Source organism: Pseudomonas sp. LA5, assembly GCF_028640825.1.
Lineage (GTDB): Bacteria > Pseudomonadota > Gammaproteobacteria > Pseudomonadales > Pseudomonadaceae > Chryseomonas > Chryseomonas aestiva.
Map to the genome: position 1 here is coordinate 267,337 of NZ_JAQYZY010000051.1, position 14,970 is coordinate 282,306.

Below are 14,970 nucleotides of genomic sequence, written 5' to 3' on the forward strand. Positions count from 1 at the left end.
CAACGCCATTTGGCCGACGCGCAGCGGACTTTGGGCAGGCTCTCAGGGCTTGTCGGGCATGGGCATGGGAAACGGCATGACGTTGGTGCCGCCCTTGGCTTCGCTGATCTTGGGCTGGCCCAGGCGCTCCACCTCGTCGATGCGGATGATCGAGTGCATGGGCACGAAGCTGCGCACCACGCCTTCGAATTGCGCCTTGAGCTTTTCCTCGCTCGGATCCACCACCACCTGGGTGCGCTCGCCGAACACCAGCTCCTCGATCTCCAGGAAGCCCCAGAGATCGCTCTGGAAGATCTGCTTGGCGTAGATCTCGAAGACCTGGCCCTGGTTGACGAAGATGACCTTGTAGATGGCCGGCTTGCTGGGGGATGAGCTCATGGCGGCGGCGGGTTTCGACGGTGAAAAGAGGGCGGCGAGCATAGCACGCCGGCCTCGACTCCCGTCAGCCGTCGCCTGGGGTTTCCAGCCAGGCCCGCTCGGCGACCAGCGCGCTCACCCAGTCGATGAAGACCCGCAACTTGGCGCTGACGTGACGATTGGGCGCGAAGGCCAGATACAGCGGCATGGGCGCCACCTGCCAGTCCGCGAACAGCCTGACCAGTTCGCCACGGGCGATGGCCGCTGCCGCCAGGTAATGCGGCAGGCAGACCACCCCGAGGCCGGCCTGCCCCGCCGCCAGGCAGGCGTTGCCGTCGTCCACCTCCAGGCTGTGCCGGCTCTGCAGCTCCAGACGCTCGGCACCTCGTTGCAGGGCGTAGGGAAAGCCCTTGCCCGCCCCCCAGAGAAACCGCACCACCCGGTGTGGCGTCTCGGCCAGCTCGGCGGGATGAACCGGCGTGCCCTGGGTGGCAAGGTAGGCCGGCGCGGCATAGCAACCCAGCCGCAGCGCGCCGAGCGGCCGGGCCACCAGATACTGCTCGCGGATGCGCCCGCCGCGGATCACGCAATCGACGTTGTCGCCGATCAGATCCACCTGGCGATCGCTGACACCCAGCTCCAGCTGGATGTCCGGATAGCGCTGGAAGAAGTCCGGCAGGGCCGGGATCAGGATCAGCCGCGCCAGCGGACTGGGCACGTCCACCCGCAGGCGGCCACGGGGCGTGCGGGTGGCCACCGAAAGCCCCGTCTCGGCATCGTCCACCGCCGCCAGCACGCCCAGGCAGCGGTCGTAATAGGCCGCGCCGTCGGCGGTGACCTGCACCTGCCGGGTGGTGCGATTGAGCAGGCGCACCTGCAGGTGCGCTTCCAGCTGCTGCACCTGCTGGGTGACGCGGGTGCGGCTATGGCCGAGGGTCTCGGCCGCGCGGGTGAAGCTGCCGGCTTCCACCACCCGCACGAAGGTCTGCATCGTGGCGAACAGATCCATGCCGATTCCTGAACAGGGGATTGTTTGGATTGTACAAACAATGCTGACCGCCTGGCCGGGTTTATCCCCTGGCGGACGGCGCCTAAGGTGGCTCCAGCGATCCCTAACGGAGCCCCATCATGACCCGCGACGTCGTCTTTCCCGCCCAGCGCCACGCCCTCTACGAACAGCACCGCTATTCGCCGGCCATCCGTTCCAACGGCTTTCTCTTCGTCTCGGGGCAGGTCGGCAGCCGCGCCGACGGTTCGCCCGAGCCGGAGCTGGAAGACCAGGTCCGCCTGGCCTTCACCAATCTCGACGCCGTCCTTGCCGCGGCCGGCGCCGCCTTTGCCGACGTGGTGGACGTCACCCTGTTCATGGTCGATGCCGAAGCCAGCTTCGAACGGATCTGGCCGGTGCTGCTGGAGCACTGGGGCACGGCGCCCTACCCGACGGTGACCGCGGTCGGCGCCACCTGGCTGGCCGGCTTTCGCTTCGAGATCAAGGTCATCGCCCGGCTGCCGGAGGGCGCTGCCCAGGCCTAGGCCGACCGCCTTCCGGGCGGCTCTTCCCCGTGCGGAAGGCCATCATTATAATGCGCGGTCCACTCGCCACCGACTCCCTGCCGCGCATGTCCAAGAAGCTCTATATCGAAACCCATGGCTGCCAGATGAACGAATACGATTCGTCGCGCATGGTCGACCTGCTCGGCGAACGGGAGCCGCTGGAAGTCACCCAGAATCCGGCCGAGGCCGACGTCATCCTGCTCAACACCTGCTCGATCCGCGAGAAGGCGCAGGAAAAGGTGTTTTCCCAGCTCGGTCGCTGGCGCGAACTCAAGCTGGAGAATCCCGACCTGGTGATCGGCGTCGGCGGCTGCGTGGCCAGCCAGGAAGGCGCTGCCATCCGTGACCGCGCCCCCTATGTCGACGTGGTCTTCGGGCCCCAGACCCTGCATCGCCTGCCGGAGATGATCGACGCCGCGCGCACCACCCGGGCGCCCCAGGTGGACATCTCCTTCCCCGAGATCGAGAAGTTCGACCGCCTGCCCGAGCCGCGCATCGACGGACCCAGCGCCTTCGTCTCCATCATGGAAGGCTGCAGCAAGTACTGCACCTTCTGCGTGGTGCCCTATACCCGTGGCGAAGAGGTCAGCCGGCCGCTGGACGACGTCCTCGCCGAGATCATCCACCTCGCCGAGCACGGCGTGCGCGAGGTGACTCTGCTGGGCCAGAACGTCAACGGCTATCGTGGCGCCACCGGCGACGGGCGCATCGCCGACTTCGCCGAACTGCTCTATGTGGTGGCGGCGGTGGACGGCATCGACCGCATCCGCTACACCACCTCGCACCCGCTGGAATTCTCCGACGCCCTGATCCAGGCCCACGCCGAGATCCCGGAGCTGGTGAAATTCGTCCACCTGCCGGTGCAGGCCGGTTCGGATCGCATCCTGGCGGCCATGAAGCGCAACCACACGGCGCTGGAATACAAGTCGCGCATCCGCCGGCTCAAGGCGGCGGTACCCGACATCTGCATCAGCTCGGACTTCATCGTCGGCTTCCCCGGCGAGACCGAGAAAGACTTCGAACAGACCATGAAGCTGATCGAGGACGTCGGTTTCGACTTCTCCTTCTCCTTCATCTACAGCGCCCGCCCCGGCACCCCGGCGGCCGATCTGGTCGACGACACCCCCGACGAGCTCAAGAAGCAGCGCCTGCAGATCCTGCAGACGCGCATCCACCAGCAGGGCTTCGAGATCAGCCGGCGCATGGCCGGCAGCGTCCAGACGATCCTGGTCAGCGATTTCTCCAAGCGCGATCCCGGCATGCTGCAGGGCCGCACCGAGAACAACCGCATCGTCAACTTCCGCTGCAGCGATGCCAGCCTGATCGGCCAGTTCGTCCAGGTGCACATCGACGAGGCCCTGCCGCACTCCCTGCGCGGCACCCTGCTGGCCCCCGTCGCCAGCGGTGCGCGCCCGCCCGTCGCCGTCGCGCTGGCCTGATGGATGGTCGCACGCGCCCTTTGCCAAGGGCGCGACGCAGGTTACTCTCAAGCTACGTCAAGATTTCGTAAAGCCAATCCAAAGGGTTTCCCAGCACACCTTGAATACCCCCCAGACGCTCCAGCATTTCACCCTCGAACCCTTCGATGCCGACCGTTTCGCCAACCTGTGCGGCCAGCTCGATGAAAATCTGCGCCAGCTCGAACGCCGCCTCGGCATCGAGATCCGCAATCGCGGCAACCAGTTCGAACTGGTCGGCGATCCCGAGCGCACCCGCGCGGCCCAGAACCTCCTGCAGCGCCTCTATCGCGAGACCGCCAGCGGCACCGCGGTGGCCCCGGAACTGGTCCACCTCTATCTGCAGGAATCCGGCCTGGAAGCCCTCCAGGAAGAGCACCGCAGCGGTGGCGACACCAGCGTGGCCCTGCGCACCAAGAAGGGCATGATCCGCCCGCGTGGCGCCAACCAGCAGCGCTACGTCAAGTCGATCCTCGATCACGACATCAATTTCGGCATAGGCCCGGCCGGTACCGGCAAGACCTATCTGGCCGTGGCCTGCGCCGTGGACGCCCTGGAGCGCGAGCAGATCCGTCGCATCCTGCTGGTGCGCCCGGCGGTGGAAGCCGGCGAGAAGCTCGGCTTCCTGCCCGGCGACCTGGCGCAGAAGATCGACCCCTACCTGCGCCCGCTGTACGACGCCCTCTACGAGATGCTCGGCTTCGAGCAGGTGGCCAAGCTCATCGAGCGCCAGGTCATCGAGGTCGCGCCGCTGGCCTACATGCGCGGGCGCACCCTCAACAATAGCTTCATCATTCTCGACGAAAGTCAGAACACCACCCTCGAGCAGATGAAGATGTTCCTGACCCGGATCGGCTTCGGCTCCACCGCGGTGATCACCGGTGACGTCACCCAGGTCGACCTGCCGCGCGGCACCAAGTCGGGCCTCAAGCACGTCATCGAGGTCCTCCGCGACGTGCCCGGCATCGGCTTCACCCACTTCGAATCCAAGGACGTGGTGCGCCACCCGCTGGTACAGCGCATCGTCGAGGCCTACGACCGCTTCGAGGCGCTGCAGGACAGGCCGCGTGCTCAGGGAGAGGATCGCCATGGCGATTGAGCTGGACGTCCAGGTCGCCAGCGAGGCGGCCGACCTCCCCGAGGAGCCGGACTTACGCCGCTGGTGTGAACTGGCCCTGCGCGCCCGCCAGGGCGACTCGGAACTCACCATCCGCCTGGTGGACGAAGACGAAGGCCGCGAGCTGAATCGCACCTGGCGGCACAAGGACTACGCCACCAACGTGCTGTCCTTTCCGGCCGACGTGCCGGACGAATTCCTCGACATCCCCCTGCTCGGCGATCTGGTGATCTGCGCCCCCGTGGTGGCCCGCGAGGCCGCCGAGCAAGGCAAGCCCGCCGCGGCGCACTGGGCGCACCTGGTCATCCACGGCTGCCTGCACCTGCTCGGCTACGATCATCTGGACGATGACGAAGCCGAGGAGATGGAAGAACTGGAACGCCAATTGCTCGCTGAACTGGGCTACCCCGATCCCTACGGTGAATGACAGACACATGAACGAAGATCGATCAGGCACTGGGCATCGTTCCTGGCTGGAACGCATCGTCCAGGCCTTTGCCCATGAACCCAAGAGTCGCCAGGAACTGCTGGAACTGCTGCGCGAGGCGCATGAGAACAAGGTGCTCGACAGCGAAGTGCTGTCCATCGTCGAGGGCGCCATCTCGGTGGCCGACCTGCAGGTGCGCGACATCATGGTGCCGCGCTCGCAGATCATCAGCATCCGCGCCCAGCAGACCCCGGCGGAATTCCTGCCGGCGGTGATCGAGGCGGCGCATTCCCGCTATCCGGTGATCGGCGACGGCCCCGACGACGTGCTCGGCCTGCTGCTGGCCAAGGACCTGCTGCCGCTGCTGCTGGACCAGGCGCGGGTCTTCGACTTCAAGACGGCCTTGCGCCCGGCCACCTTCGTGCCCGAATCCAAGCGCCTCAACGTGCTGCTGCGGGAATTTCGCTCGACCCACAGCCACATGGCCATCGTGGTGGACGAATACGGCGGCGTCGCCGGCCTGGTGACCATCGAGGACGTGCTGGAACAGATCGTCGGCGAGATCGAGGACGAGCACGACGTGGAGGAAGAGAGCTTCATCAAGTCGTTGCCCAACGGCGACTTCGTGGTCAAGGCGCTCACCCCCATAGAGACGCTCAACGAGACCCTGGAGACCCGTTTCGCCGATGCCGAGGCCGACACCGCCGGTGGCCTGGTGATGAATCGCCTGGGTCACCTGCCCAAGCGCAACGAGGAAACGGTGATCGACGACTTCCGCTTCCGCGTGCTCAACGCCGACGGCCGCCGCATCCACCTGCTGCGCGTCACCCCGGTCAACCGCTAGCCGCTCTTGCCCCCTCTCCCTCCGGGAGAGAGCTGGGGCGAGGGTCGGTCTCAACCTACGGCCCTCCGTAGGTTGGGTTGAGCGCAGCGAAGCCCAACAGGCCTTGCTTCGAGGTCGATACCGTTGGGCTTCGACGAGGGAGCCGTCTCAACCCAACCTACGGGACGCTCGCGCCGCGACAAGCTCCATCCCCCTCTCCAACTGCGATCCAGCTCGCTCCCCCGCACACGCCTTTGGCACTCCCTCGCGGCGACGAGTAAGCTTGCGCAGCCTCGATCGGACCAAGGATTTTCGATGCGCTGGATCTCTCAACCCGGCTGGAAGGGCAACCTTCTCGCGCTCTTCGCTGGTGCCCTCACGCCCCTGGCGCTGGCCCCTTTCACCATCTGGCCACTGGCACTGCTGTCCGTCGCTCTCTTCTACCTGGGCCTCAAGGGTCTCGGTGCCTGGGGCGCCCTGCTGCGCGGCTGGTGCTACGGCTTCGGCGCCTTTCTCGCCGGCACCAGCTGGATCTACGTCAGCATCCACACCTACGGTGCCGCGCCGGTGCCCCTGGCGCTGTTTCTCACCGTAGGCTTCTGCGCCGGCATCGCCCTGTTCTTCGCCCTGCCCGCCGGGCTCTGGGCACTGTGCCTGAGACGCAACCAGGCGCCCCTGGGCGACGCCCTGACCTTTGCCGGCCTGTGGTTCGCCCTGGAGCTGTTCCGCAGCTGGGCGCTCACCGGCTTTCCCTGGCTGCTGCTGGGTTACAGCCAGCTCAGCGGCCCCCTGCAGGGCCTGGCACCGCTGGGCGGCGTCTGGCTGATCTCGGCCGCGCTGGCCTTTACCGCGGCGCTGCTGGTCAACGCCCCACGCCTGATCATGCGGCCGCTCGCCCTGGTCGCGAGCCTGGTGCTGGTGGCCCTGCCCTGGGTCGCCGGCGATGTCTTCAAGGGCCAGGTCTGGACCCAACCTGCGGGCGCGCCGCTCAAGGTCGCCGGGGTCCAGGGCAACATCGCCCAGGAACTCAAGTGGAATCCCGACCACGCCCGCGCCACCCTGGCGCTCTATCGCGACCGCACCGCCGAGCAGACCGACGCCGACCTGGTGGTCTGGCCGGAAAACGCCATTCCCGTGCTGCGCGAATACGTCAGTGACTTCCTTGCCGCCGAAGGTGCCCAGGTGGCGGCCCATGGCGGCGCCCTGGTGACCGGCCTGCCCGCCCGCGAACGCGACGCCGACGGCGATTCGCGTTACTTCAACAGCATCACCGCGGTCGGCAATGGCTCTGGCACCTACTACAAGCAGAAGCTGGTGCCCTTCGGCGAATACGTGCCGCTGCAGGAATACCTGCGTGGCCTGATCGGCTTCTTCGATCTGCCCATGTCCGACTTCGTCCGCGGTCCCGAGCAGCAGGAGCCGCTGCTGGTGAAGGGCTATCGCGTGGCGCCCTATATCTGCTACGAGGTGGTCTATCCGGAATTCGTCGCCAGCATGGCGGCCCAGAGTCAGCTGCTGCTCACCATCAGCAACGACACCTGGTTCGGCAAGTCCATCGGTCCGCAGCAGCACCTGCAGATGGCGCAGATGCGGGCCCTGGAAAGCGGTCGCTGGCTGGTGCGGGTCACCAACGATGGCATCACCGCCCTGGTCGACCCCTTCGGTCGCATCAGCCGGCAGATCCCGGCCTTCCAGGTCGGCGTGCTACAAGGCAGCGTGGTACCCATGGATGGCCTGACGCCCTATCTGCACTACCGCCTCTGGCCACTGGCGATCTTTTCCGCCCTGGTGCTGCTGTGGGGCCTGCTGCTGCGTCGGCAGGATCGTCCGGAAGAGGCGCCGCTGGTGGTGACTCAGCGATAGGCGAGCGGATAGAGCAGCAGCCCGGCGGCCTCGTTGAGCAACTGGGCGGTCTGCTCGACCGCCTTGGCCTCCGGCAGCCAGCCACCGAAGGGCCGGGCATTGGCGATACCGATGAAGCCCATGGGCGCGGCCACCACCTGCAGGCCCTGCCGTTCGAAACACCAGCGCGAACGGGCCATGTGATAGGCCTGGGTCACCAGCACCACCCGTTTCACCCCGGCCTCGCGCAGCAGCGGCGCACTCAGGGTGGCGTTTTCCCAGGTGGTGCGACTGGCGCCTTCCTGCCAGCGCACCGGCACCCCCAGGTCGCGCTCCATCACCTCGGTCATCAGCGCCGCCTCGCTTAGTGGGCGGTCATGGGGCGAGCCCCCGGTGATCAGCACCGGCAGGCCGCTGGCCTTGGCCAGCCGCGCCGCATAGCGCAGCCGCTCCACGGCCAGATGGCTGGCGGCATCGCCCGCCCAGCCCGGATCGTCCACTTCGCGACCGGCACCCAGCACCACGATGGCGTCGGCCTGCTGGGCAAGCGTCGCCCAGCGCGCCTCGGGCAGCGCGGCATCGCGCTCCAGCAGGCGCCCACCCGTCTCCACCACGACCGGCAGGGTGCTGGCCCAGAGGCCCAGCAGACCACCCAGGAAACAGGCCAGGCCCAGGCGCGGATAACGCCGGCGCAACCACCAGCCCAGTAGCAGGAGCAGCAGCAGGCCGCCCGGTGGCAGCAGCAGTTGCTTGAAGAAATAGCGCAGACCCATGGTCCCTCCGGTCGGGGGCGACCTCCGGGTCGCGGCGGCGCCTAGTGTAGGGGAGCGCCAACCGGGGCAGAAGAACCCTCGACCTGCAGTTGTCGACCCTGACACTGGGTACAGAAGGCCCCCGCCGGCTGGACCCGGCCACAGCCCAGGCAACAGGCCAGGGCGGCATCGGCTGCCTGATGGCGCGCCAGCCAACGCTTGACCAAGGCATATTCGGCCGGACTCAGGCCCTGCACCTCGACTTCCCCGTTGGCACTGTCATAGAGGCGTTCCTGGGTCACCGCCTCATCCAGCGCCAGCGCCAGGCGCCGTTGCAGGCGCACGTCGACGGGCAGCTTTTCGGACTCGCGTCGAAACTTTCCCATGATGGCGATCATCCTCCCGGGTAATTGAACGGACGTTTGAACAGCCTAGTACGGCCCTTCCAACCCTGCCTCCCCCAGAGTGCGAAACAAGCGGCGGACCGGGACATTTCCCCGCGCTCGGGGGGTCATGTATGCTTGGCGGCTCGATCAAACGCCTCTGCAGCCCTCGACACGCCCATGCACGAACACTATCAGCCCCGCGAAATAGAAGCCGCCGCCCAGTCCTTCTGGGACCAGAATCTGTCCTTCAAGGCCACCATGCGCCCGGGCCAGGAGAAGTTCTACTGCCTGTCGATGTTCCCCTACCCCAGCGGCAAGCTGCACATGGGGCACGTGCGCAACTACACCATCGGTGACGTCATTGCCCGCTACCAGCGGATGCTGGGCAAGAACGTCCTGCAGCCCATGGGCTGGGACGCCTTCGGCATGCCCGCGGAAAACGCCGCCATGAAGAACGGCGTGGCCCCGGCCAAGTGGACCTACGAGAACATCGCCTACATGAAGTCCCAGCTGCAGAGCCTGGGCCTGGCGATCGACTGGTCCCGCGAGGTCACCACCTGCAAGCCCGACTACTATCGCTGGGAGCAGTGGCTGTTCACCCAGCTGTTCGAGAAGGGCATCATCTATCGCAAGAACGGTACGGTGAACTGGGACCCGGTGGACCAGACCGTACTGGCCAACGAGCAGGTCATCGACGGCCGCGGCTGGCGCAGTGGTGCGCTGATCGAGAAGCGCGAGATCCCCATGTACTACTTCCGCATCACCGACTATGCGGAAGAGTTGCTGACCTCCCTCGACGGCCTGCCCGGCTGGCCCGAGCAGGTCAAGACCATGCAGCGCAACTGGATCGGCAAGTCCCGCGGCATGGAGGTGCAATTCCCCTATGACCAGGACAGCATCGGCGCCGAAGGCACCCTGAAGGTCTTCACCACCCGCCCCGACACCCTGCTCGGCGCCACCTATGTCGCCGTGGCCGCCGAACACCCGCTGGCCACCCAGGCCGCCCAGGGCAACGCCGAGCTGCAGGCCTTCATCGACGAGTGCAAGCGCGGCGGCGTCGCCGAAGCCGACATCGCCACCCAGGAGAAGAAGGGCCTGGACACCGGCCTGTTCGTCCGCCATCCGCTGACCGACGCGCGCCTGCCGGTGTGGGTCGCCAACTATGTGCTGATGCACTACGGCGATGGCGCGGTCATGGCCGTGCCCGGTCACGACGAGCGTGACTTCGAATTCGCCAACAAGTACCAGTTGCCCATCGTCCAGGTGGTGGATACCGCAGAGGCCACTCGCGTGCTGGCCAATCCGGACGACTTCAGCCCCGCGGAATACGAGCGCTACCAGTTCGACCCGGTGCAGTGGAAGGACTGGTACGGCAGCAAGGAAGGCTTCCTGATCAATTCCGGCGCCTATGACAACCTCGCCTACGACGCCGCCTTCGACGCCATCGGCGCCGATCTGCAGGCCAAGGGCCTGGGTCAGCCGCGCACCCAGTTCCGCCTGCGCGACTGGGGCATCAGCCGCCAGCGCTACTGGGGCTGCCCGATCCCGATCATCCACGGTGACGACGGCATCGACATCCCCGTCCCGGCCGACCTGCTGCCGGTGGTGCTGCCCGAGGACGTGGTGCCGGACGGCGCCGGCTCGCCCCTGGCGCGCATGCCGGAATTCTACGAGACCGTCGATCCGCGCAACGGCCAGCCGGCCCGTCGCGAGACCGACACCATGGACACCTTCGTCGAAAGCTCCTGGTACTTCGCCCGCTATGCCTCGCCGAATTTCACCGGCGGCATGCTGGACAAGGAAGAGGCCAACTACTGGCTGCCCGTCGACCAGTACATCGGCGGCATCGAGCACGCCATCCTGCACCTGCTCTATTCGCGCTTCTTCCACAAGCTGATGCGCGACCAGGGCCTGATCGATTCCGACGAACCCTTCGAGAATCTGCTGACCCAGGGCATGGTGGTGGCCGAGACCTACTACCGCACCCTGCCCAACGGCAGCAAGGACTGGTTCAACCCGGCCGATGTCGAGGTGGAGCGCGATGCCAAGGCCAAGGTGATCGGCGCGCGCCTGAAGAGCGACGGCCAGCCGGTGGAAATCGGCGGCGTCGAGAAGATGTCCAAGTCGAAGAACAACGGCGTCGATCCCCAGGCGATGATCGACCAGTACGGCGCCGACACCTGCCGGCTGTTCATGATGTTCGCCTCGCCGCCGGACATGAGTCTGGAATGGTCCGATTCCGGCGTCGAGGGCGCGAGCCGCTTCCTGCGCCGCGTCTGGCGTCTGGCCCAGGCCCACGTCACCCAGGGCCTGCCGAGCGCCGGCGCCCTCGGCGAGCTGTCACCGGCCCAGAAGGAGGTGCGTCGCGCCATCCACCTGGCCATCCGCCAGGCCAGCCAGGATATCGGTCAGCACCACAAGTTCAACACCGCCATCGCCGCGGTCATGACCCTGATGAACGTGCTGGAAAAGGCCGCCCAGGACAGCGACACCGATCGCCGTCTGCTGCAGGAGGGCCTGGAGGCCGTCACCCTGCTGCTGGCCCCCATCACCCCGCACATCGCCCACGGTCTCTGGCAGCAGCTGGGCCACAGCGATGCGGTCATCGACGCCCACTGGCCGCAGGTGGACGAAAGCGCCCTGGTGCAGGACAGTCTGCAGATCGTCATCCAGGTGAACGGCAAGCTGCGCGGCCAGATCGAAGTACCGGCCGATGCCAGCCGCGAGGCCATCGAGGCCGCCGCCCGCGCCAACGAGAACGTGGCACGCTTCACCGAGGGCCTGACCATCCGCAAGGTGGTCGTGGTCCCGGGTAAACTGGTCAACATCGTCGCCAACTAAGACACGCGAACGGAGCAGACAACAGATGAAGAAACGGATTCTCCCCGGCCTTGCGGTAGTCGGCCTGGCGACCCTGCTGACCGCCTGCGGCTTCCAGCTGCGTGGCACCGGCGAAACCCGCCTGACCGTGAACGAGCTGAACCTGACGGCGCGCGACGCCTATGGCCAGACCGTCAAGGACGTGCGCGACATGCTCGAGGACGCCCATGTGCGGATCAGCTCGGGCGCGCCCTACACCCTGGATCTGGGCGGCGAAGCCCAGAGCGAGCGCACCGCCAGCTACACCAGCGGCGCCCGCAGTGCCGAGGTCGAGCTGACCACCCGTCAGCCCTATACCATCGTCGGCAAGAACCAGGCGGTGCTGGTCAGCGACTACCTGGAAACCCAGCGCTACTACGTGACCGACCAGAACAACATCGTCGGTTCCGAGCAGCAGAAGGACCAGCTGCGTCGCGAGATGCGCCGCGAACTGGTGCAGCAGCTGGCCGCCCGCCTGCAGGCCCTGACACCGGAGCGCCTGGAGAAGCTGCAGCGCGACGCCGATGCCCGTGCCGCCGCCAAGGCCGACGCCGACCGCCGTGCCCGCGAGTCCGCCCCGCCGCAGCAGTCGCCGATCGACATCCCCACCCCCGCGCGCTAAGCGCCGCACCCGGAGCCGCAAGGCTCCGGTTTGCCATTCCGGTTCAGCATGAAACTCAACGCCAACCAGCTCGGTAAGCAGCTCCAGGGCTCGCTGGCCGCCGTCTATGCGGTCAGTGGCGATGAGCCCCTGCTCTGCCAGGAAGCCAGCGACGCCATTCGCGGCGCGGCTCGCGCCCAGGCTTTCGACGAGCGCGAGGTCTTCGACGTCGATGCCGGCTTCGACTGGGGCCGCCTCTACGAGGCCGGCGCCAGCCTTTCCCTGTTTGCCCAGAAACGCATCCTCGAATTGCGCCTGCCCACCGGCAAGCCCGGCGACAAGGGCTCCGCCGCCCTGCTCGACTACCTCGCCCGCCCGGCCGAGGACACTCTGCTGCTGATCAGCCTGCCGCGCCTGGACGCCGCCGCGCAGAAGACCAAGTGGGCCAAGGCCCTGCTGGAGCACCCGCAGGCGCAATTCGTGCAGATCTGGCCGGTGGAACTGGCGCAGTTACCGCAGTGGATCAACCAGCGCCTGTCGCGCCTGGGGCTGGCCGCCACGCCCGAAGCCGTCGAGCTGATCGCCGAGCGGGTGGAAGGCAACCTGCTGGCCGCGGCGCAGGAGATCGAAAAGCTCCGCCTGCTCATCGAAGGCTCCCAGGTAGATGCCGAGACCGTACGCGCCTCGGTGGCCGACAGTGCCCGCTACGACGTCTTCGGCCTGCTGGACGCCGCCCTGGCCGGCGATGCGGAGCACGCCCTGCGCATTCTCGAAGGCCTGCGCGGCGAAGGCGTGGAAGCAGCCGTGGTGCTCTGGGCCCTGGCCCGGGAACTGCGCCTGCTGGCCAACCTGGCCCATCTGCAGGAAAGCGGCACGCCGCTGGAACGCGCCTTCACTCAGGTCAAGCCACCGGTATGGGACAAGCGTCGTCCACTGGTCAGCCGCGCCCTGCAGCGCCAGGGTGCCCGCCGACTGGAAGCCCTGCTGCGCGAGGCCCAGGTCGCCGACGAACAGATCAAGGGCCAGGCGCCCGGCGAGGTCTGGCTGACCCTGGCCAGCCTGGCGCTAACGCTCGCCGGCAAGCGACTGACCCTGCCCAGGTCCTAGCGCTGGCGGGCCTGGTAATTCACGGCCCTTGCAATAGACTGGCGCGTCCCCATCAAGGGGGAACCCCCATCACTCGGAGCCCGCACCATGGCCAAGAAATACAGCCGCGGCCCCAACAAGGCCAAGGTCCTCGTCAGCGATCCCCGTTATCGCGCCCGCCAGGAAAAGCCCGCCAAGGGCAAAGGCAGCTACCGCCGCGAAGCCTTCTCGTTGCAAGACGAGAAGGCTTCGGTCTTTCTGGCCGCCTGAAAGCCGCGTGCAGACGCCTGACAGACGTCGGGACCCGGGCCGTGCTAAGGTGAGCCTTCCTGCCTAGACGTCCGGTGGAGACAGATGCAATTCGGGAAAACCCGCGGATTCAAGACCGGCGGCCTCCTCGCCGGAACCCTGGTCACCCTGCTGACCGCCGCCCTGGCCGCCTGCGCCCAGACTCCGACGACGCCCACCGCGGCGCCCTCTTCGCCCTCCTCGTCCAAACCCGCACCCGCGGCGAACGCCCCCGCTTCGGCGGCCGAGGCCATGCCGCAACCGGAGGAAAGCTTCGAGCAGTGGCGTAGCCGTTTCCGCGCCCTGGCCCTGGGCCGGGGCATATCCGCCGCCACCTTCGACCAGGCCTTCATTGGCGTGCAACCCGACCCGGCGGTGATCGCCGCCGATCGCAGCCAGCCGGAATTCACCAAGCCGGTCTGGGAATACCTGGAATCCGCCGTCTCGCCTCTGCGGGTGCGCAATGGCAAGAGTCTGCTGATCCAGCAGGCCGGGCTGCTGGCCTCCCTGGAAGCCCGCTACGGCATCGAGCCGGCGCGCCTGGTCGCCTTCTGGGGCATGGAGAGCAACTACGGCAACAACATGGGTAACAAGGGCGTCATCCGCTCCCTGGCCACCCTCGCCTACGAAGGTCGCCGCCCGGACTTCGCCCAGGACCAGCTCATCGCCGCCCTCGGCATCCTGCAGCACGGTGACGTCACCGCCGACCGCATGATCGGCTCCTGGGCCGGCGCCATGGGCCAGACCCAGTTCATCCCCACCACCTACGACCAGTACGCGGTGGACTTCGACGGCGACGGTCGCCGCGACATCTGGGGCTCCACCGCCGATGCCCTGGCCTCCACCGCCAACTACCTCAAGGCCTCCGGCTGGCAGGACGGCAAGCCCTGGGGCTACGAGGTCCGGGTGCCGGCCAACTTCGACTACAGCCTGGCCGACATGGGCGTGCGCAAGAGCCTGGCCGAGTGGAACGCCCTGGGCATCCAGGGCCTCGGCCTGCCGCAACCGGCCGCCCAGCCGAGCGACAGCGCTTCGCTGCTGCTGCCCGCCGGCCATCGCGGCCCGGCCTTCCTGGTGTTCAACAATTTCCGCACCATCCTCAAGTACAACAACTCCAGCTCCTATGCCCTGGGCGTGGCGCTGCTCTCGGAGCGCTATCGCGACGCCGGCCAGATCGCCGGCAACTGGCCCACCGACGATCTGCCGCTGAGCCGCAGCGAGCGCGTCGAACTGCAGCAGCGCCTGGCCGCGCTGGGCCTGGATCCGGGCAGCGCCGACGGCATCATCGGCGCCAATACCCGCAAGGCCATCCGCGCCTACCAGCAGTCCCAGGGCTGGCCGGCCGACGGCTATCCCAATCATCAGCTGCTGGATAAACTGCGCGGCTGACGCCCGCTGGCGACCCGTGTCTCAACCGAGAC

General features: G+C 67.3%; 15 protein-coding genes. 11 read left to right on the top strand and 4 right to left on the bottom strand.

The features are described 5' to 3' along the window. Nucleotides 1–42 precede the first annotated feature (42 nt). Together PVZ72_RS18965 and PVZ72_RS18970 are read right to left on the bottom strand one after the other, a co-directional pair. Complete coding sequence (locus PVZ72_RS18965) at nucleotides 43–378, bottom strand: DUF1820 family protein (RefSeq protein ID WP_007159644.1); 336 nt, start codon at nucleotides 376–378, stop codon at nucleotides 43–45. Nucleotides 379–442: 64 nt separating this feature from the next. Beyond that, nucleotides 443–1,366, bottom strand: coding sequence for a LysR family transcriptional regulator (locus tag PVZ72_RS18970; protein ID WP_273862711.1), 924 nt, complete (start codon nucleotides 1,364–1,366; stop codon nucleotides 443–445). A gap of 116 nt (nucleotides 1,367–1,482) precedes the next feature. Between PVZ72_RS18970 and PVZ72_RS18975 the strand changes: the two genes are divergently transcribed. The 6 genes from PVZ72_RS18975 to lnt all read left to right on the top strand — a co-directional run bounded on the left by PVZ72_RS18975 (nucleotide 1,483) and on the right by lnt (nucleotide 7,598). After that, the gene (locus PVZ72_RS18975) at nucleotides 1,483–1,890 is read left to right on the top strand and encodes a Rid family hydrolase (protein ID WP_273862753.1); all 408 of its coding nucleotides are present in this window, start codon (nucleotides 1,483–1,485) and stop codon (nucleotides 1,888–1,890) included. Between the two features lie 86 nt (nucleotides 1,891–1,976). Beyond that, nucleotides 1,977–3,350, top strand: a complete 1,374-nt coding sequence (gene miaB, locus PVZ72_RS18980; protein WP_093251001.1) for a tRNA (N6-isopentenyl adenosine(37)-C2)-methylthiotransferase MiaB — start codon at nucleotides 1,977–1,979, stop codon at nucleotides 3,348–3,350. Nucleotides 3,351–3,450: 100 nt separating this feature from the next. Then, the gene (locus PVZ72_RS18985; RefSeq protein WP_273862712.1) at nucleotides 3,451–4,467 is read left to right on the top strand and encodes a PhoH family protein; all 1,017 of its coding nucleotides are present in this window, start codon (nucleotides 3,451–3,453) and stop codon (nucleotides 4,465–4,467) included. Next, nucleotides 4,457–4,912 carry an rRNA maturation RNase YbeY gene (gene ybeY / locus PVZ72_RS18990; RefSeq protein ID WP_158896205.1) on the top strand — a complete coding sequence of 152 codons (456 nt, stop codon included), beginning with the start codon at nucleotides 4,457–4,459 and terminating at the stop codon, nucleotides 4,910–4,912. The genes PVZ72_RS18985 and ybeY overlap by 11 nt, the downstream gene beginning before the upstream one ends. Nucleotides 4,913–4,919: 7 nt before the next feature. Further along, nucleotides 4,920–5,756, top strand: coding sequence for an HlyC/CorC family transporter (locus tag PVZ72_RS18995; RefSeq protein WP_133859960.1), 837 nt, complete (start codon nucleotides 4,920–4,922; stop codon nucleotides 5,754–5,756). A gap of 294 nt (nucleotides 5,757–6,050) precedes the next feature. After that, entirely contained in the window at nucleotides 6,051–7,598 is a 1,548-nt protein-coding gene (gene lnt, locus PVZ72_RS19000) for an apolipoprotein N-acyltransferase (RefSeq protein WP_273862713.1), read from the top strand. Here lnt and PVZ72_RS19005 read toward each other — a convergent pair. Continuing rightward, the gene (locus PVZ72_RS19005) at nucleotides 7,589–8,350 is read right to left on the bottom strand and encodes a YdcF family protein (protein ID WP_187978601.1); all 762 of its coding nucleotides are present in this window, start codon (nucleotides 8,348–8,350) and stop codon (nucleotides 7,589–7,591) included. The two genes, lnt and PVZ72_RS19005, sit on opposite strands and share 10 nt — an antisense overlap. Nucleotides 8,351–8,391: 41 nt before the next feature. Next, complete coding sequence (locus tag PVZ72_RS19010) at nucleotides 8,392–8,715, bottom strand: hypothetical protein (protein ID WP_273862714.1); 324 nt, start codon at nucleotides 8,713–8,715, stop codon at nucleotides 8,392–8,394. 177 nt (nucleotides 8,716–8,892) lie between these two features. Here PVZ72_RS19010 and leuS point away from each other — a divergent pair, with 177 nt between their 5' ends. The 5 genes from leuS (at nucleotide 8,893) to PVZ72_RS19035 (ending at nucleotide 14,938) form a co-directional block, all read left to right on the top strand. Then, nucleotides 8,893–11,556 carry a leucine--tRNA ligase gene (gene leuS, locus PVZ72_RS19015; protein WP_273862715.1) on the top strand — a complete coding sequence of 888 codons (2,664 nt, stop codon included), beginning with the start codon at nucleotides 8,893–8,895 and terminating at the stop codon, nucleotides 11,554–11,556. A 25-nt stretch (nucleotides 11,557–11,581) separates the two neighbouring features. Next, nucleotides 11,582–12,196 carry an LPS-assembly lipoprotein LptE gene (locus PVZ72_RS19020; protein ID WP_133859965.1) on the top strand — a complete coding sequence of 205 codons (615 nt, stop codon included), beginning with the start codon at nucleotides 11,582–11,584 and terminating at the stop codon, nucleotides 12,194–12,196. Nucleotides 12,197–12,244: 48 nt separating this feature from the next. Next, entirely contained in the window at nucleotides 12,245–13,282 is a 1,038-nt protein-coding gene (holA, locus tag PVZ72_RS19025) for a DNA polymerase III subunit delta (RefSeq protein ID WP_187978598.1), read from the top strand. An 87-nt stretch (nucleotides 13,283–13,369) separates the two neighbouring features. Further along, entirely contained in the window at nucleotides 13,370–13,531 is a 162-nt protein-coding gene (arfA, locus tag PVZ72_RS19030) for an alternative ribosome rescue factor ArfA (RefSeq protein WP_007159657.1), read from the top strand. 84 nt (nucleotides 13,532–13,615) lie between these two features. Further along, a complete protein-coding gene (locus tag PVZ72_RS19035; protein WP_273862716.1) occupies nucleotides 13,616–14,938 on the top strand; it encodes a lytic murein transglycosylase in 1,323 nt (440 codons plus the stop codon). Nucleotides 14,939–14,970: the final 32 nt, after the last annotated feature.